The 16,999-nt window shown below is 50.2% G+C and carries 16 protein-coding genes; 15 read left to right on the forward strand and 1 reads right to left on the reverse strand.

Going from position 1 to position 16,999, the window contains the following annotated elements; translation table 11 throughout:
* Positions 1-54: 54 nt before the first annotated feature.
* The 7 genes from dprA to flgB all read left to right on the forward strand — a co-directional run bounded on the left by dprA (position 55) and on the right by flgB (position 8,384).
* Positions 55-1,137 (forward strand): DNA-processing protein DprA, encoded by a 1,083-nt coding sequence (gene dprA, locus GI364_RS10545; RefSeq protein WP_198853524.1) that lies wholly within the window; start codon positions 55-57, stop codon positions 1,135-1,137.
* 267 nt (positions 1,138-1,404) lie between these two features.
* Complete coding sequence (gene topA / locus GI364_RS10550; RefSeq protein WP_198853525.1) at positions 1,405-3,531, forward strand: type I DNA topoisomerase; 2,127 nt, start codon at positions 1,405-1,407, stop codon at positions 3,529-3,531.
* Positions 3,528-4,850 carry a methylenetetrahydrofolate--tRNA-(uracil(54)-C(5))-methyltransferase (FADH(2)-oxidizing) TrmFO gene (gene trmFO, locus GI364_RS10555; RefSeq protein ID WP_198853526.1) on the forward strand — a complete coding sequence of 441 codons (1,323 nt, stop codon included), beginning with the start codon at positions 3,528-3,530 and terminating at the stop codon, positions 4,848-4,850. The genes topA and trmFO overlap by 4 nt, the downstream gene beginning before the upstream one ends.
* Before the next feature lies 1 nt (position 4,851).
* Positions 4,852-5,769, forward strand: a complete 918-nt coding sequence (locus GI364_RS10560; RefSeq protein WP_198853527.1) for a tyrosine recombinase XerC — start codon at positions 4,852-4,854, stop codon at positions 5,767-5,769.
* 35 nt (positions 5,770-5,804) lie between these two features.
* Complete coding sequence (gene hslV / locus GI364_RS10565; protein ID WP_198853528.1) at positions 5,805-6,362, forward strand: ATP-dependent protease subunit HslV; 558 nt, start codon at positions 5,805-5,807, stop codon at positions 6,360-6,362.
* 4 nt (positions 6,363-6,366) lie between these two features.
* Positions 6,367-7,776, forward strand: a complete 1,410-nt coding sequence (gene hslU, locus GI364_RS10570; RefSeq protein WP_198853961.1) for an ATP-dependent protease ATPase subunit HslU — start codon at positions 6,367-6,369, stop codon at positions 7,774-7,776.
* A 197-nt stretch (positions 7,777-7,973) separates the two neighbouring features.
* On the forward strand, positions 7,974-8,384 hold the full coding sequence (flgB, locus tag GI364_RS10575) for a flagellar basal body rod protein FlgB (RefSeq protein ID WP_198853529.1): 411 nt from the start codon (positions 7,974-7,976) through the stop codon (positions 8,382-8,384).
* A gap of 169 nt (positions 8,385-8,553) precedes the next feature.
* Here flgB and GI364_RS10580 read toward each other — a convergent pair whose 3' ends face one another.
* Positions 8,554-9,804 (reverse strand): IS110 family RNA-guided transposase, encoded by a 1,251-nt coding sequence (locus GI364_RS10580; RefSeq protein WP_198849677.1) that lies wholly within the window; start codon positions 9,802-9,804, stop codon positions 8,554-8,556.
* A gap of 442 nt (positions 9,805-10,246) precedes the next feature.
* On the opposite strand from GI364_RS10580, the gene flgC reads away from it, so the two are divergent.
* From flgC to GI364_RS10620, 8 genes are all read left to right on the forward strand, one after another.
* Positions 10,247-10,693: a flagellar basal body rod protein FlgC gene (gene flgC, locus GI364_RS10585; protein ID WP_198853530.1), complete on the forward strand. Its 447-nt coding sequence runs from the start codon at positions 10,247-10,249 to the stop codon at positions 10,691-10,693.
* A gap of 101 nt (positions 10,694-10,794) precedes the next feature.
* Entirely contained in the window at positions 10,795-11,106 is a 312-nt protein-coding gene (fliE, locus tag GI364_RS10590) for a flagellar hook-basal body complex protein FliE (RefSeq protein WP_198853531.1), read from the forward strand.
* 24 nt (positions 11,107-11,130) lie between these two features.
* Positions 11,131-12,657 (forward strand): flagellar basal-body MS-ring/collar protein FliF, encoded by a 1,527-nt coding sequence (fliF, locus tag GI364_RS10595; protein WP_233096102.1) that lies wholly within the window; start codon positions 11,131-11,133, stop codon positions 12,655-12,657.
* Positions 12,658-12,678: 21 nt separating this feature from the next.
* Positions 12,679-13,692 (forward strand): flagellar motor switch protein FliG, encoded by a 1,014-nt coding sequence (gene fliG / locus GI364_RS10600; RefSeq protein WP_198853532.1) that lies wholly within the window; start codon positions 12,679-12,681, stop codon positions 13,690-13,692.
* Positions 13,685-14,470, forward strand: coding sequence for a FliH/SctL family protein (locus tag GI364_RS10605; protein ID WP_198853533.1), 786 nt, complete (start codon positions 13,685-13,687; stop codon positions 14,468-14,470). Before fliG ends, GI364_RS10605 begins: the two co-directional genes overlap by 8 nt.
* Entirely contained in the window at positions 14,454-15,767 is a 1,314-nt protein-coding gene (locus GI364_RS10610; protein ID WP_198853534.1) for a FliI/YscN family ATPase, read from the forward strand. Before GI364_RS10605 ends, GI364_RS10610 begins: the two co-directional genes overlap by 17 nt.
* Entirely contained in the window at positions 15,764-16,210 is a 447-nt protein-coding gene (locus GI364_RS10615) for a flagellar FliJ family protein (protein ID WP_198853535.1), read from the forward strand. Before GI364_RS10610 ends, GI364_RS10615 begins: the two co-directional genes overlap by 4 nt.
* A complete protein-coding gene (locus tag GI364_RS10620) occupies positions 16,210-16,911 on the forward strand; it encodes a MotE family protein (protein WP_198853536.1) in 702 nt (233 codons plus the stop codon). The genes GI364_RS10615 and GI364_RS10620 overlap by 1 nt, the downstream gene beginning before the upstream one ends.
* Positions 16,912-16,999: the final 88 nt, after the last annotated feature.

Genomic DNA, 16,999 nt, shown 5'->3' on the forward strand with positions numbered 1-16,999 from the left:
CATGGTCACTGCGCAGGGAAGTCTCTATAGTGAGTGTGGAGATGGGGGAGTGTCATGACGGAAGGGGAAAGGACCGCAGCGATAGCCTTGGCCATGTGTAATGGACTCGAGCGAAGAAGCCTGAATAAGGTGGTTACAGGGCTTCATAGTGCCGTAAGAGCCTGGAAAGCAGACCCCGCGGAGTGGTTGGTCCACTGTAGTCTTCATCAGCACACGATTGAGAAATTAGACCGCTGGCGAACGAAGCAGAATCCGTCAGCGTTGGTCAAGAAATTGTCCAACCAGGGAATTGGAGCTGTGGTTCGCGGTGAGGAACTGTACCCGGAAAGACTGCTGCAGTGGGGGGAGAATGCCCCTCTGGTACTGTTTGTGAAAGGCAACAGAGAACTCCTAATGAGACTCCCAGCGGTATCAGTTGTAGGCACTCGCAGGGCCTCAGCGTATGGATTAGAGGCTGCACGTTGGCTGGCCAATTCTCTTGCTGGTGCCGGTGTCACAGTTGTGTCTGGACTCGCCCTCGGCATAGATGCAGCGGCTCATCGAGCTGCCCTCAGAGCCAGCGGCCCTACGATTGCAGTCCTGGGATCGGGCGTAAATGTCTGCTACCCTCCGTCACATCGCGACTTGTTTCAGCAGATACAGGAAAGCGGGTTACTGGTCAGCGAGTATCCACCAGACGACCCTGTCGCAAAGCATCACTTTCCCGAAAGAAATCGAATTATAGCGGCTTTAGGAGAGATTGTAATCATTGTCCAGGCAGGCCCAAAAAGCGGAGCGTTGACTACCGTCGACGCAGCTCTCGGACTCGGTCGAGACGTCTATGTGGTACCGGGTCCAATTACATCAAAATTGTTCAAAGGTTCAAACCAACTCCTGAAGGATGGCGCTCAAATTATGCTTGACCCAGAAGATTTGCTTACCGACCTGAACTTGCAGGTCGACTTCACCCAGTCTAGATATCCTGTTCGCTGGAAAGAATTATATGAGGCTCTCGAATCCGCTATGGGGGCGTCAGAATTGTCCGATATCCTGGGCTTGCCGCTAAAGGTAGTCTATGCGGCATTGATGGAACTAGAATTAGACGGGTGGATAAGGCACGTGCCGGGCGGACTGTATGAACGAAATTTAAGTGGATGAATATAGGCGGAATAACTTTTTTTAACTTTAAATTTGCAAAAACAGGAGCATGTGAGGTACGGTCAATATGTGGTGAGTTGCAGGATTTGCCACCGGGAATCTCATCATTACAGCGAGTACTCCAATTTGAACTCGGTTGTGAAGATGGTGCATGTGATGATAATATGTGTTGACATACGGTCATTTTCAGAATGTGAGTCGGTCCGTTTCCATGTTTGACAACTCACTTACATGTTTTTTTGTACGCTTGGCTAAGGAGGAAAGCCATTGGCAGATTATCTTGTCATCGTGGAGTCACCAGCAAAAGCGAAGACGATTGGCAAGTACCTCGGAAAACGGTACGCAGTGAAAGCCTCTATGGGGCACGTACGGGATTTGCCAAAGAGTCAACTTGGCGTCGATGTGAATCAAGACTTTGAACCCAAGTATATTACCATTCGGGGTAAGGGTGACGTCATCAAGACGCTGAAATCGGCAACAAAGAAAGCTAAACGCGTTTTTCTTGCGGCTGACCCTGACCGCGAAGGCGAAGCCATTGCGTGGCACTTGGCCAATGTATTGGATTTGGATGAAACTGCGCCTTGTCGTGTTGTATTTCACGAAATTACAAAAGATGCGGTTAAGGATGCTTTCAAGAACCCTCGACAAATCCACATGGATTTGGTAAACGCTCAACAAACCCGAAGGATCCTTGACAGGTTGGTCGGGTATCGTCTCAGTCCTTTGTTATGGAAAAAAGTCAAGAAAGGGCTTTCGGCAGGGCGCGTTCAGTCTGTTGCCGTTCGGTTAATCGTTGAGCGCGAGCGAGAGATAAAGGCATTCAATCCTGAGGAATACTGGACGGTAGACGCAAAGTTTCCGCTTGAGAAAGGGAGCCTCACAGCTCGTTTTTACGGATATAATCAAGAAAAGACTGCTTTGCCCAATCAAGAAGCTGTTACAAATCTGCTTGACTATGCAAAAGGACATCAATACAGCATTGAGCATGTCAAAAAGTCTGAACGCAAGCGCAATCCTAGTCCGCCATTTACAACAAGCAGTTTGCAACAGGAGGCTGCGCGTAAATTGGGTTTCCGGGCTTATCGAACGATGTCTGTTGCGCAGCAACTCTACGAAGGACTAGACGTTGGAGGCGGCGGCGGGTCGGTTGGCTTAATCACGTATATGCGTACAGATTCGACTCGAATATCTGATACGGCGCAATCAGAGGCTCGCACGTATATTAGTGAGCACTATGGCAACGACTACGTGCCTGAAAAGCCAAAGCAGTACAAGACAAAAGGTGACGCCCAGGACGCCCATGAAGGAATTCGTCCGACTTCAGTATTGCGGTCTCCTGCAGAAATGAAGTCATTTCTCTCCAAGGATCAATATCGTTTGTATAAACTCATCTGGGATAGGTTTGTTGCGAGTCAGATGAGCCACGCGTTGCTGGATACGACCACCATTGACATCCGCGTCCGCGATGCTCGCTTTCGTGCCACGGGTTCAGTGCTGAAGTTTCCAGGATTCATGGCAATCTATACGGAAGGCAAGGACGACGCGTCAGAAGAGGAACAAAGCAAGTTACTGCCGCCTGTTTCAGAGGGGCAAGACCTTGGTGAGCCGGAAATGACACCTGAACAACACTTCACACAGCCGCCGCCGAGATTCTCCGAGTCAAGTTTGGTGAAGGAAATGGAAGAACGGGGAATAGGTCGACCCAGCACGTATGCACCGACTATTGATACGATTTTAAAGCGCGGTTACGTAGTGTTGGATCAAAAGCGATTCACACCTACAGAACTGGGCGAAATTGTTGTTGATATGCTAAACGAGTATTTTCATGAACTGATTGATGTGGATTTTACAGCCCATCTTGAAGAAGAGCTGGATGCTATAGAGGAGGGGCAGGTCGACGGAGACAAAGTTTTAAAAGACTTTTATGGTCCCTTTGAAGAGCATCTGGAGCAGGCTGAAAAATCACTGGAACATGTACAGATTGCTGACGAAGAATCTGACGTAGAGTGCGAAAAGTGCGGCAGAATGATGGTATATAAACATGGTCGCTACGGGAAATTCTTAGCTTGCCCAGGATTCCCTGAATGTAGGAACACAAAGCCGATTATCAAGGAAGTGGGTGTCAACTGCCCGGACTGCGGAAGTCCCCTAGTCGAGCGGAAAGGAAAGCGCCGCGTATTCTACGGTTGCAGCAGTTACCCTGAGTGTGACTATGTCCTTTGGCAGAAGCCGTCTGGACAGTATTGCCCGGTTTGTCAGCATCCGATGGTGGAAAAACGTTCTAAGGGTAAAGTGGAGATTATTTGCAGCAATGAGAATGAACACGATAAAATCCTGCAGCAGGAAAATCCTAAGCAAGCTGAGCGAGAGAACCAGACGGCATCAAGGAGATGAGGGGCTTGTCAGTGAAAGTGATTGGAGCTGGGTTGGCGGGCTCCGAAGCCGCCTGGCAGATTGCCAGGCAGGGAATTCCTGTGACACTCTATGAAATGAGGCCGGTCAGAACAACAGAGGCGCATCATACGGGGATGTTTGCAGAACTAGTATGCAGCAATTCACTGCGAGCTGCTGCCGTTACGAATGCAGTGGGACTTTTAAAGCAAGAAATGCGGGAACTGGACTCTCTTGTTATCCGCTGTGCAGACGAAACTGCTGTTCCTGCAGGAGGAGCTCTTGCGGTGGACCGAGATGCATTCTCGCAAGCCATTACAAAGGCTCTTGAAGCACATCCTTTGATTGAGATTCGGCGTGAAGAAGTGACGACTCTGCCTGAGGATGGCCTCGTCGTAATCGCAACAGGTCCACTTACAACTCCGGAATTGTCAGAATCCCTCTTGAAGTTCACAGGGAAGCAGCATTTGTCTTTCTTTGATGCAGCAGCTCCAATTTTAACTGAGGAGTCCTTGAATCGTGACAAAGTGTATTTGGCCTCTCGATACAACAAGGGTGAAGCAGCCTATTTGAACTGTCCCATGACAGAAAACGAGTTTGCAGACTTCTACGATGCGCTGATTCATGCCGAGACAGCTGAGCTTCACGACTTCGAGAAAGGACAGTACTTTGAGGGGTGTATGCCCATCGAGGTGATGGCGGCCCGGGGTGTCAAAACGGTCCTGTTCGGTCCCATGAAACCTGTCGGTTTGGAGGACCCTCGAACAGGCAAGCGTCCCTTTGCCGTTGTTCAGCTGCGGCAGGACAATGCTTCCGCGACACTGTATAACATGGTAGGCTTCCAGACACACCTAAAATGGGGAGAACAAAAACGTGTTTTCCGCATGATTCCTGGACTCGAACAGGCGGAATTCGTAAGGTATGGTGTTATGCATAGAAACACCTATATCAATAGTCCGTCTGTCTTGGAACCTACATATCAAACTAAGCACAGACAAAACCTGTTTTTGGCTGGTCAAATCACCGGTGTGGAAGGATACGTTGAGTCTGCGGGCGCAGGACTCGTGGCGGGGATGAACGCGGGTCGCATAGCTCGCAGCCTCAGTCCGCTGGTGGTGCCGCAGACCACTGCTATTGGTAGCTTGGCGTACTATATCACGCACGCCCATGCAGATAACTTTCAGCCAATGAATGCAACATTCGGTTTGCTGCCGCCATTGTCTCACAAGGTGAAGGACAAGAAAGTTCGAAATCAACAGTTGGCTGAGAGAGCGCTGTGTGATATTCGAGACTTGACCACTACCTTGGAAAAGGAAGCCTAGCATGGACACAGAGCCGTTAGACCTATACATCGAGCAGTTTTTGCAAGTGCGACTTGCCGAGCGCCGAACTGCCCCAAAAACCATTTCGGCCTACGGAACTGATTTAAGTGTGCTTGCAGATTTTTGTGAGGAAAAAGGTCTCTCATCACCGTCACAAATTCGCGTAGTGCACTTGCGCATGTTCTTGTCTGTGCAATTGCAAAAGGGTTTATCTCGTTCATCCATTGCTCGGCGTCTGTCCTGTTATCGGAGTTTCTTCGACTTCCTCGTACGCGAAGATGTGGTGGAACAAAACGTCGCGAGGTTGGTTTCCTTGCCAAAACGCGATGAAAGGGTGCCAAAATTCTATTATCAAGAAGAAATCAAGGCGCTCATTGAATCAGTCGACGGAAAGGACCTGTGGTCTCTGCGTGATAGGGCGCTGCTTGAATTTCTGTATGCCACAGGTATTCGAGTTGGCGAATGCGTGCAACTTGACGCAGCAGACCTGGAGCTTGATGAAGGAACCGTTCTTGTGTTCGGAAAAGGCAGTAAGGAAAGATATGTGGTCTTAGGAAACAAAGCGATTGTGTCTTTGCGCCGGTATTTGTCTGAACGGGAGGCAAGTGTGTCCTTCGCTGTTGATTCGGAACCTGCGCTTTTTATTAATCGTCAAGGCGGACGATTAACTGATAGAAGTGTTCGGAGAATCCTCAACAAGCATATTTCCCGGGTGGCTGGACTATACCATATTAGTCCCCATGCTGTTCGGCACAGCTTTGCGACGCATCTGCTTGATGGCGGTGCTGACTTACGCGTCGTTCAAGAACTACTTGGGCACGCAAGTTTATCGTCTACGCAAATTTATACTCATACAACGAGAGACCGTTTAGCAAAGGTCTACCAACGGACACATCCGCGGGCAAGTAAATCCGATTGAGTGTCCATAGGGCCAATGATTGGGAGGTGCAGGCAATGAATATGGAGCTTCATGGTACAACGATTTTTGCGATGCTGAAGGATGGGAAGGGTGCGATGGCTGGTGACGGACAAGTCACTTTCGGCAACACTATGATTATGAAACAGGGGGCACGGAAGGTCCGCCGACTGTATGGGGGTAAAGTCGTTGCAGGCTTTGCCGGTTCGGTGGCTGACGCATTTACGCTTTATGAGAAATTTGAGAAAAAGCTCGAAGAGTTCAGTGGAAATATGCCCAGGGCTGCGGTTGAACTGGCTAAGGAGTGGCGCTCGGACAAAGTACTGCAAAAACTTGAGGCGATGTTGATTGTGATGAATGAGAAACATTTGTTTATCCTGTCGGGAAGCGGAGAGGTTATAGAGCCTGACGACGGCATATGTGCAATTGGTTCAGGCGGAGCATATGCTCTCGCTGCCGGAAGGGCGCTGATGCGTTCGACCTCCTTGTCGGCTGGGACAGTTGCTGAACAGTCCCTCGGCATTGCTTCGGAAATTTGTGTATATACGAATGACCACATTGTAGTCGAGACGGTTGGTGCCGACTCAGAATCGTGATTGTATGGAGGTGTTTGTGTTGAATAAAGACCAACTGACGCCCAGGCAGATTGTTGAACAGCTCGATAAGTACATTATTGGGCAGGCGACAGCAAAGAAAGCTGTTGCCGTGGCGTTGCGTAACAGGATGAGGAGGTCGCTCTTACCAGAAGACCTGCAAGCAGAGGTCACACCCAAAAACATTCTCATGATTGGGCCTACTGGAGTTGGGAAAACGGAAATCGCCCGCCGCCTGAGCCGATTAGTGGGAGCTCCATTTATTAAAGTAGAGGCCACAAAGTTCACTGAAGTTGGGTATGTCGGCAGGGACGTAGAGTCGATGGTGCGAGATTTGGTAGAGACTGCTATTCGCATGGTGAAAGCCGAACATGCGGACAAAGTAAAGGATCAGGCAACGGAGCAGGCGGAAGACCGAATTGTTGAGGTTCTGGTACCGGATCCAAGTGCAAATAAATCAGGCAAGAATCCATTGGAAATGTTTTTTGGCGGCGGTACGTCCAACAATCAGAGAAGTGAGAGCGGTACGAACTCGGAAAATATCCGGCAAGAACGGCGGCGGATGAGACAACAGCTCGACATGGGAGAGTTGGAAGACCGACTGATTGAGATTGAGGTAGAAGAACAGACTTCTCCTTCAATGGGTGTCATTCCTGGGGTCGGTGCTGAGGGTATGGGGAACATTCAGGAAATGCTGGGCAACATTTTACCGAAGCAAACGAGAAAGCGGAAAATGACGGTTCGTGATGCGCGAAAGGTTTTGCAGCAGGAAGAAGCACAGAAACTGATTGAAATGGAGAACGTGGTCTCTGACGCCGTCTACCGAGCTGAAAATCACGGCATTATCTTCATTGATGAGATGGATAAAATTGCGGGCCGCGAAAAGAGCAGTCAGGACGTCTCGCGCGAAGGTGTGCAGAGAGACATACTGCCGATTGTTGAAGGTTCAACAGTGGTTACGAAACACGGTCCCGTATCAACGGATCACATGTTGTTCGTGGCCGCAGGCGCATTTCATACGTCAAAGCCGTCCGACTTGATACCGGAATTGCAGGGCCGTTTTCCGATTCGAGTGGAGTTGCAGAGCCTGACTCCGGATGACTTTGAACGGATTCTCAAGGAACCTGAGCACGCTATTACTAAACAGTATTCCGCTCTCCTGGAGACTGAAGGGATTCAGGTGAAATTTACGGATGCGGCACTGCGGCGGTTGGCCGAACTGGCAGCACAAGTGAACAGGGATACGGAGAATATTGGAGCGCGCAGACTTCACACATTAGTTGAAAAAGTCCTTGAAGATTTGTCTTTTGAGGCCCCCGACGTCAATCTTGAGGAAGTACTGATTACTCCGGAATACGTGGACGATAAGCTGAAAACTATCGTCACAGACACCGATTTGAGCCAGTTTATTCTGTAAATTGCACAGGCACCGGTTTGTTCGGTGAAATGTGTCGAAAAAGCGCCGCAGGGCGCTTTTTTCTTGTTGTTACAGCGTATTTGTTGTCGATGTGTGCAGGATTCTGTAGCTGTTCGACGAAGTATTAGGACGTCGTAATCTATAAATGACAACATTTACCCGCTTTTACCTTAATATGCCGATGAGGAGGCTGTCTAGTGAGGACGGATACAGCAACTTTTCACTTGCTGGAGGGGGCTCTGAGTGCCGCACAACTGAGGCAGCAGGTTTATGCTAACAACATTGCAAACGCGGATACTCCCGGATACAAGCGTCAAGACGTTGTGTTTGAAAGTCTGTTGAACCAGGCGATGCAACCAGCGCCCGCGGCGCAGCTTGGTGTGAAACATATGCAAATTCCACAACCGGGCACTGTAAACTGGGCTGCGGCGGCAAATGTCCAGCCGCGCGTAGTCACAGATACCAGTTCTGCGCAGAGTACGAACGGAAACAATGTGGACATGACTGCAGAAATGACTCGCTTGGCGCAAAATCAACTACGCTATAACGGTCTTGTGGAAGATATGAAGATGCGCTTCAGTCAAACAAAAACTGCCATTACAGGATAGAGCAGCGGTACGATGTCAAGGCCCTAAGGTGACATAATATTTGTCGAATTGCTACTACGTTGGACGTGGTGCCAAAATTAGCAATACTCAACTAAGCCCACCCTACCTAGATTTTTAAAATATGGTGAAAAACCTAGGAACTGGTGGATAGAGGTCGATCGCGGTAAGTTTATGCGCGTTGTCGGACCCCTCCTTCCGGAGTGTAAAGTCGGTTGGTCTTTAGCAGATAGAAGACCACTCGCATCAGTTTCCGGGCTGTAAGCGCAAGGGTACGTCCCTCGGCAAATTCCTTTGGCTCCGCTCTCTTCTTGGCATAGTACTCGGCGAAAACAGGGTCGTGCACCCGGACACTGTTTGCCGCTTCAACCATGTAGTACTTGAGGTAGCGGTTGCCAGAATGAATCAGTCGAGTTCGGTTGGCTGTGAATTTCCCGGACTGGTGAACGGTCCAAGCGAGCCCGGCGTGTTTAGCGGCTTCCGCGTGGCTCTTAAACTGGCTTACATCCAGCTCAGCTACAATGCCGGAAGCAAGAATGGGACCGATACCGGGAATGGAATCAAGGGTTTGCGGGATCGTCGCCAAGTGGTCCTCAATTCCTTTGCGTAGTGCCTTCAGTTGCTCTTGTACCGTTCGAATCACGCGAATACTAGAAGCCATTGCGAGATTGACCGAGTCCGACATCGACTGGGGTAGCCGGTACGAGGAGCGAGCAGCCTTCTGTAGCACTTTAGCAACGACCTCAGGATTTTCGAATCGGTTCTTGCCATGTGCCACAAGGAATTCAATGAGACGCTCAAGGGGCATCTCACAGAGTTCCTCAACGGATTCGAATTCCTCCATGACAGCAATGGAAGTTGCCGAGAGCTTGTTTCTCTTAAAGGGACCTGTGCTGCTGTAGTCACTGAACTTGAGATACAAGTTCGTCATGAGGAAGTTGCTCTCTCTAGACAGATCCTGCATCAGGTGGTAGCGGGCTCGCGTCAAGCGCTGCAACGCCATGAGCGGCTCGCTCCAGGTAAAGGGATGCGGGAGAAGGCCTGTCCGAAGCTTAGCTGCGATAAACCAGGCATCTACTCTATCGTTCTTGGGGGCACTCAGGTAATGGGATTTCTTAAACTCCCTGATAAGACTGGGGTTAAAGACGTAGACCCTACGCTGAACACCAAAGTCCAAATGACGTTGCAGATACATGGCGGCATGGGTTGAGTAGCATCCAGTATGTTCGAGACCAAAGAGAATCTCTTCAGCCTGTTTCTGTTTTGCCAGCTTGGAGATACGATCCTGAAACTCTAAAATCCCAGGACGATTGTTGGTAACGGTGAATCGACTCACAGGTCGTTTCTCATCGTCCTGTGTTAAGCAGCAAACCACGTTCTCTTGGCTGCCTACATCAATTCCGACAAACAAGGAGGAAGTCAATATAATCACCTCCTTCAGGTTGGGATGCAGATGCCTGCGACCTCGGGATGACCCTGGGAAACCCATGAACGACAGCCTTGCGAGCTATTGGAATACACCAGACGTCATCGGTGCACGAGCCTCCTTCTGCTGGCAGGAGGGATGACGGACCGGGAAACAGTCAGCGTGTAGGTCTATTCCATGGGGCCAGGGGAACAATCTTTCCTCGGAAGACACCCTCAGATGAGGGGCAACGGGAGGGATAGGAACATTCCCTTGGTAGACACCTACGGCTATTTTCCCAAGATCAGCCCGAGGTCGTAAACACTCACTTTGTCACAGAAAGGTCTATCAACATTTGATTAGGTTTTCAAGGAACAGAAATTTAATAGAGCAACTACATTATGGTTTTACGTAAACCAATTCAGCAGCTGTTCTTAATATACAAGGGGGGTTAGCACAGATGGGCTGGCTTAACAGCATGCAAATCAGCGCAACGGGGCTTTCCGCCCAACGTCTGCGGATGAATGTCATTGCCAATAACATCGCCAATGCACAGACGACGCGCACAGCACAAGGCGGACCGTATCGGCGGGAGATTGTCCAACTGAAACCGATGCAGTCAGGGCCTCAACAATCGTTTGCCGGCTTGCTCAGCAGCAGTCAAGGTCAGTCAGCTGCAGGGGCCGGGGTACAGGTCTCCGGCATCATCAAAGACCCAAGCCCATTCAAACAAGTCTATGACCCAAGTAGTCCGGATGCTGTTAACGGATATGTGCAGATGCCGAATGTAAATATCTCTACTGAAATGGTTGATATGATTTCTGCATCCCGTGCCTACCAAGCGAACGTTACCGCATTCGCTGCTGGTAAACAAATGTATCGGGATGCATTGACTCTAGGGCAATAGGGACGCGACTTGGGCGGTCAAGTCGGCATAAGGGTTCAGTTCGTTTGAGACTAATTCTTGCCTAAATAGAGAATTCACAAGACAAGAAAGGAGGCTGCGAGGTGACTGTGGGTCCATTAGGTGCAGTGAATGTCGTGTCAGGAATGTCGCCGACGTCGACCCTGACCAAAGGCGCTGCGGCAAAGAATAACGGGGTTGGTTTTGGAAAGTTCCTGTCGCAAGCAGTAAACGGCACCAATCAGGCACTGCAAACTGCCAATCAATTGACAGCCGCATATGCTGCCGGCTCGAATGTTCCAATAGACAAAGTCATGATTGCAGAACAGCAGGCTTCGTTGGCGGTAGATTTAACTGTTCAAGTTCGCAACCGCGTTGTAAGTGCCTATAAATCCGTTATGAACATGCAGGTTTAATGCAGTAGGTAAGGGTGAGTACGTGTGAATAATTCATTGAAGCCAGCATTGGCGCGAATGGCGCCGTTCTTGAATAGATTTAGTGCAAAACAAAAACGCAATATCGCTATTACCTTTGTGGCTGGAATCGCGTGTCTGGTTGCGATTTTATGGATTTTGCTGCGTCCTCACTACGTGACCATAATGAGTGGGTTGAGCAATAAGTCGCTGGGACAGGTGCAAACCAAACTTGAGGCTCTTAAAATTCCTAATGAAATCAACGGGTCTTCCGTCTTGGTACCGAAATCTCAAGCGAATACGGCAAGAGTTCAACTTGCGACAGCCGGACTTCCGCAATCTGGGTACATCGGGTACTCATCCATTCAAAGTAAATTTGGCATGACCCAAGACCAATTTAATATTCAAGTGCTGAACTTGCTGCAGGAAAGCTTGGGGCAGACCATTCAAAGCATTAATGGAATCAATGGTGCTCAAGTGCATATTGTGATGCCGCAAAAACAGCTGTTTGTCTCCCAAAATACCAGTACGGCTGAAGCTTCTGTGTTTGTTCAACTCAGTCCAGGAACTGAGTTGTCCAGCGCTCAGGTGGCAGGAATTCAGCAACTCGTGGCGCACTCTGTCAAAGGATTGACAACGCAAAGTGTTTCTGTGGTTGACCAAAACGGGGTCACCTTGTCTAATTCCGGCGGCGTTGGTAATGTGAGCGGGGCTTCCACTGGTGAAATGGGGATCCGCAGTAAGCTGGAACAACAATTACAGCAACAGTTGCAAAGTGAACTGACCACAATTGTGGGGTCAGGGAATGCTGTGGTCTCCGTGCATGCAAATGTGAGTTTTAATCAAGTGAAGAGTACATCGAAACAGTATCAGCCTGCTCCGGGACAAAAGACTGGGTTGGTTGCGAGTCAACAAACGACGAGTTCTTCCAGCAAGTCAACGAATCAGTCTGGCGGCGCAGCCGGACAGTCTTCTTCGAATCCGAATTTACCCACTTACGGCACCTCGGGGAACGGCTCCAATGGGGCTCAGTCAACGAAGAGAGGCAGTACAATCAACTACGACAATAATGTTAAGAAGACCACCACCGTACAGGACCCCATGCAGATTCAGGGTTACAACGTTGGTGTTGTTCTAAACGCATCAGACAAGCAGATTACTACGCAGGAGATTGCACAAATCAAACAGTTTGTTAGCACAACGGTGGCTGGAAAAGGTGCCGTTAACAGCGTGTTCGTATCAAAAATGCCTTTTCATCCTTCAACTGCTACGTCTTCTCTCGGCAACGGGGGTCAGTCGAAGACCTTACTGTGGGCAGCAATTGGCGGGGGAGTACTTCTGGTCGGTGCGGGAGTGCTGCTGTACCGCCGGCGCAAAAACAAAGAGGAAGTAAATGAAACGATTGCTCCTCAAGCGCTTCAAGACCTTGAGGAACAATTGGAACAAGCCGGTGTTTCTCCTGATGAGCAAATGAAACGGCAATTAGCCAAACTTGCAAAACAAAAGCCAGATGAGTTTGCAAATCTAGTTCGGACGTGGCTGGTCAGTGACTGATGGCATGAGGAGGTATTGCAGGTGCCGCGACTTCGCAGGGAATTAACGGGAAAACAGAAGGCAGCTGTTTTGCTCATCAGCTTAGGGCCAGAGGTAGCAGCGGAAGTATATAAACACTTGTCAGAAGACGAGGTAGAGCAACTGACCTTTGAAATAGCAAACCTGCAAAAGGTGGATGTGGACCGCCGGGAACAGGTGATGAAAGAGTTTCATGATATTGCCATGGCGAACGAGTACATTCTCACTGGCGGCATCGATTATGCGCGAGAAGTGCTTGTGAAAGCATTGGGGGCTGAGCAGGCTGAAGAGGTCTTTAACAGACTGACATCTACCTTGCAGGTTCGACCGTTCCACTTTGTGCGCCAGGCGGATCCAAATCAATTGGTTAGCTTTCTTCAGGAAGAACACCCGCAGACCATGGCTTTGGTGCTTTCGTACCTGGAGGCTGAACAGGCGGCCATGGTTCTGTCTGCTCTGCCGCAGGAGATGCAAACAGACGTTGCTCGACGAATTGCACTCATGAACTCTACCTCTCCGGAAGTCATTGCCGATGTGGAACAGGTACTTGAGAATAGGATGTCCATGATGAGCAGCTTCGACAGCGCCCAAACAGGCGGGGTCGATGCCGTAGTCAAGATTTTGAACAATGTTGACAGAGGCACAGAACGAACGATTATTGACGAGCTTGGACAGTTTGATCCGGAATTGTCTGATGAAATCAAACGGAAGATGTTCTTGTTTGAAGATATCGTGTTATTGGACGATCGTTCGATTCAGCGGGTCATTCGGGATGTTGAGCCAAAAGACTTGCAGTTGTCGCTGAAAGTAGTCGGAGACGACGTGAAAAATCGAGTGTTTGACAATATGTCAAAACGGATGGTGGAGACCTTCAGAGAAGAAATGGAATTTATGGGTCCTGTCCGTCTCCGGGATGTAGAGGATGCTCAGCAGCGTGTTGTCGGGGTCATCAGGCGGCTTGAAGAGTCTGGAGAAATCATCGTAGCGCGGGGCGGAGGTGACGATATCATTGTCTAGGGTCCTTAAACGTGTAACGAACTCGCCAAGCCAGACAACTGAGATTCCTAAATTTGATATCCAGGCCCTTCGGGCCCGTGAAGAGATGGCGGCCAGTCGCTCGGAATCGAAGAATTTCTCGGAAAACGTGAGCGCCGAAGTGCTTCTGGACGAAGCCCGTGAAATGGCGAATCAGCTGGTGCAGAAAGCTGAAGAGCAGCGAGAAGCTATCTTTGACAATGCCAGGAAAGAAGCAGAGAGGTTGCACAAAGAAGCGTATGAGCTCGGTTATCAGGAAGGTTTTTCCGCTGGTGAGGAGACAGCTCGAGTGGAAGGACAAGCCCGTTTTGAAGAGCTCATCGAACTGGCGCAGTCCATTGCAGACGACAATAAACGCCGCTGGGAAGAAATCGTGCAATCCCTTCACACAGTCGCTTCCGCTGTTGTCACAAAGGCTGTGAAGGTGCTTGTTCAGAGAGAACTGGAAGTTGCACCAGCAGACATTGATTCAATGGTCTCTCATCTCCTTGAATACGTGGTGGAGGGCGCGCGCGTCCGCGTACTGGTCAATCCCATGGATTATGAAAGAGCAGCTCATGAATTTGGACAGTGGGTTTCTGACGGTTACGGAGAATGGCCTATCACTGTTGTGCCTGATGCGTCTTTATCGCCCGGGGGATGTGTGCTGGAAACTGCTCATGGACAGGTGGATGCGAAGATGGAGACGCGCATGGAGTTGGTCCAAAGTGCCTTGGCGCGTGTGATGGAGAGGGGGATTGCAGATGAACTTGGTGAGTGAAGTGGAACAGACCTTGGCTGATCTGCGCTGGTTCCGTCTCTACGGAAAAGTGGTAAAAGTGGTCGGTATGACCATTGAGTCTATAGGCCCCCGCAGCAAACTGGGTGATATTTGCAGTGTCGAATCTCAATCACGCTCTCATTGTTTGGCCGAGGTTGTAGGCTTTAGAGAAGAGCGGGTCGTGTTGATGCCTCTCGGAGACCTAGGCGAAGTTGAACAGGGTGCTAAAGTGCTGTCGCTGCAACAAAGACTGTCTGTCAACTGCAGCACCGCGCTTTTGGGCCGAGTGTTGGACGGGTTGGGGCGGCCTCTTGATGACAAAGGTCCCATTGCGAAAGCAGAGCAACGGATGATTGAAGGTCCTCCGCTGCACCCTTTAAACCGATCTCGGATTACAGAGGTGGTACAGACCGGCGTCCGTGCGCTGGACGGACTATTGACCGTGGGGCGGGGACAGCGGATGGGTATTTTTGCTGGAAGCGGAGTTGGCAAGAGTACACTACTTGGCATGATAGCAAAAAATACTTCAGCAGATGTTAATGTCATTGCCCTAATCGGTGAACGCGGGCGCGAGGTGCGTGAGTTTATCGAAGGTGAACTTGGTCCCGAAGGCATGGAGAGGTCTGTCGTGGTGGTTTCTACTTCTAATGAGCCAGCTTTGATTCGACTCAAGGCTGCCTTTGTGGCCACGGCAGTGGCAGAGTACTTCAGGGACAAGGGGCTCAGTGTAAATTTAATGATGGATTCGGTGACACGGTTTGCAATGGCTCAGCGTGAAGTCGGCTTGGCCGTGGGCGAACCGCCGACAAGCAGAGGCTACACGCCGTCCGTCTTTGCGTTACTGCCGAAGTTGCTGGAGCGTGCGGGTGCGGGACAAGCGGGATCGATTACTGCCTTCTATACTGTTCTGGTAGACGGGGACGACTTAAACGACCCGATTTCTGATGCAGTCCGGGGGATACTCGACGGACATGTGGTACTATCCCGCAAACTTGCGAACTCAGGTCGGTTTCCGGCTGTCGATATTCTTGCCAGTATCAGTCGTCTCTTTAACAGTTTGGCTGACCCCCTGCATCAACAAGCAAACCGTCAGGTGCGAGACTGGCTCCAGCGTTACACGGACGTGGAGGACCTGATTCGAATTGGTGCATATCAACCTGGCGCAGAGCCCGAGACAGACGTTGCTGTAGACAAGTTTCCATTGCTGCGAGAATTCCTTGAACAAAGAGCCGATGAACCGGCCTCGCTTGCACAATCAATTCTTCAATTACAAGAGCTTGCGGAGGTGAGGGCATGACAGACCCGCGGGTTGAGATTGTGTCGAGAATGAGAGGTCTTAAGGAAGACCTTCAGGAACAGTTGGAGATTGGATTAGCCAATGCACTCGGGACCGTGCGGGAAAGAGAGAACGACGTGCAGGAGACGAAAGCCTTGCGCCGCGCCGAACAAAGTGACGCTTCGAGCAGGTTAAACGCGGCAACGCTTCAGTATCGGGCAGCGTACCGGGATATGTTGAGCAAGCAACTGGAGTGCCGCCTTGCCAATCTCGAAGCTGCAAAGTCCGTAGCCGCCGAACGGAAACATCAAGTCAAGCAAGCTTACATAGAGACGAACCAATGGGTACATCTTGAGGAAACACAGCAGCAAAGGCTGAAGCAAGAGCGTGACAGAAAAAACCAGGCAGAAGCTGACGACATGGCCGTGCAGAGGTACTTTAGTCAGTCAGGGGGAAGTCGTTGATGGCAAAGTCAGCCGCTGAGCGTGTCGGAAAGAGTGCGGGACAGCAACTTCTATCTATTTTGCTTGTTGGTGTGGTTCCCGTGCTGGTGTCGCTGGCAATGGTCTGGGCAGCGTTTCAGTTTGTGCTGAAAGTACCCGTGTGGCAGGACGCGATGAAAATCCTGCACCATAAATCAGCGGCAGCCAGCCAGTCGACAACGGGATCAAAAACGGCCTCAACTGGAACACAGACGGAAATTGTAAAGTTGAAGACGCAATTGGCAACTCTGCAAACAAAAGAGAGTTCGCTGACGTCTAAACTGTCCAACGATGCCGCAGCCATGGCGAAACTTCAGGGTGAAAACAAAAACCTTCATCACCAACTTTCACAGCAGTTGTCCAAAGAGAGTCAAGCCCAAACGGAGGCGTCCGTTTTGCAGGGCATGGACCCTTCTGCGGCAGCCCAAGTCATGGCAAAGCTGCCCTTATCTGCTGCCGCAGCTGTGATAGCTGTCATGCAGAGTTCAGAATCAGGACCGATACTCGGTCAGATGCCGCCTGCGACGGCAAGTAAACTGTTGACGCTTGCCAGCAAAGTCCAGTTTCCTGCCTCAGGCAGCGCAACCGGTGCGGGAACCGCAAACAGCGTGAACACTACCAATGGTTCTGGAACGGCTTCAGGTAACGCAACAGGAAGCGGCAGTGGGAATTCAATTGGTTAAATTGGAGTCAAGATTTAGCGCAGGGAGCTTCGGGCAAGAAACTCTGGCGTGACTTCAAGAGCAGAGCATGTCAACTGCACAGTTCATT

The sequence above is a fragment of the Alicyclobacillus sp. SO9 genome, assembly GCF_016406125.1.
Classification (GTDB): Bacteria; Bacillota; Bacilli; order Alicyclobacillales; family Alicyclobacillaceae; genus SO9.

What these genes read in the sequence shown, in the direction of transcription:
- dprA (WP_198853524.1), top strand. Translation starts at nt 55, where the DNA reads ATGACGGAAGGGGAAAGGACCGCAGCGATAGCCTTGGCCATGTGTAAT.
- trmFO (WP_198853526.1), top strand. Translation starts at nt 3,528, where the DNA reads ATGAGGGGCTTGTCAGTGAAAGTGATTGGAGCTGGGTTGGCGGGCTCC.
- GI364_RS10560 (WP_198853527.1), top strand. Translation starts at nt 4,852, where the DNA reads ATGGACACAGAGCCGTTAGACCTATACATCGAGCAGTTTTTGCAAGTG.
- hslV (WP_198853528.1), top strand. Translation starts at nt 5,805, where the DNA reads ATGAATATGGAGCTTCATGGTACAACGATTTTTGCGATGCTGAAGGAT.
- hslU (WP_198853961.1), top strand. Translation starts at nt 6,367, where the DNA reads ATGGAGGTGTTTGTGTTGAATAAAGACCAACTGACGCCCAGGCAGATT.
- flgC (WP_198853530.1), top strand. Translation starts at nt 10,247, where the DNA reads ATGGGCTGGCTTAACAGCATGCAAATCAGCGCAACGGGGCTTTCCGCC.
- GI364_RS10610 (WP_198853534.1), top strand. Translation starts at nt 14,454, where the DNA reads ATGAACTTGGTGAGTGAAGTGGAACAGACCTTGGCTGATCTGCGCTGG.
- GI364_RS10615 (WP_198853535.1), top strand. Translation starts at nt 15,764, where the DNA reads ATGACAGACCCGCGGGTTGAGATTGTGTCGAGAATGAGAGGTCTTAAG.
- GI364_RS10620 (WP_198853536.1), top strand. Translation starts at nt 16,210, where the DNA reads ATGGCAAAGTCAGCCGCTGAGCGTGTCGGAAAGAGTGCGGGACAGCAA.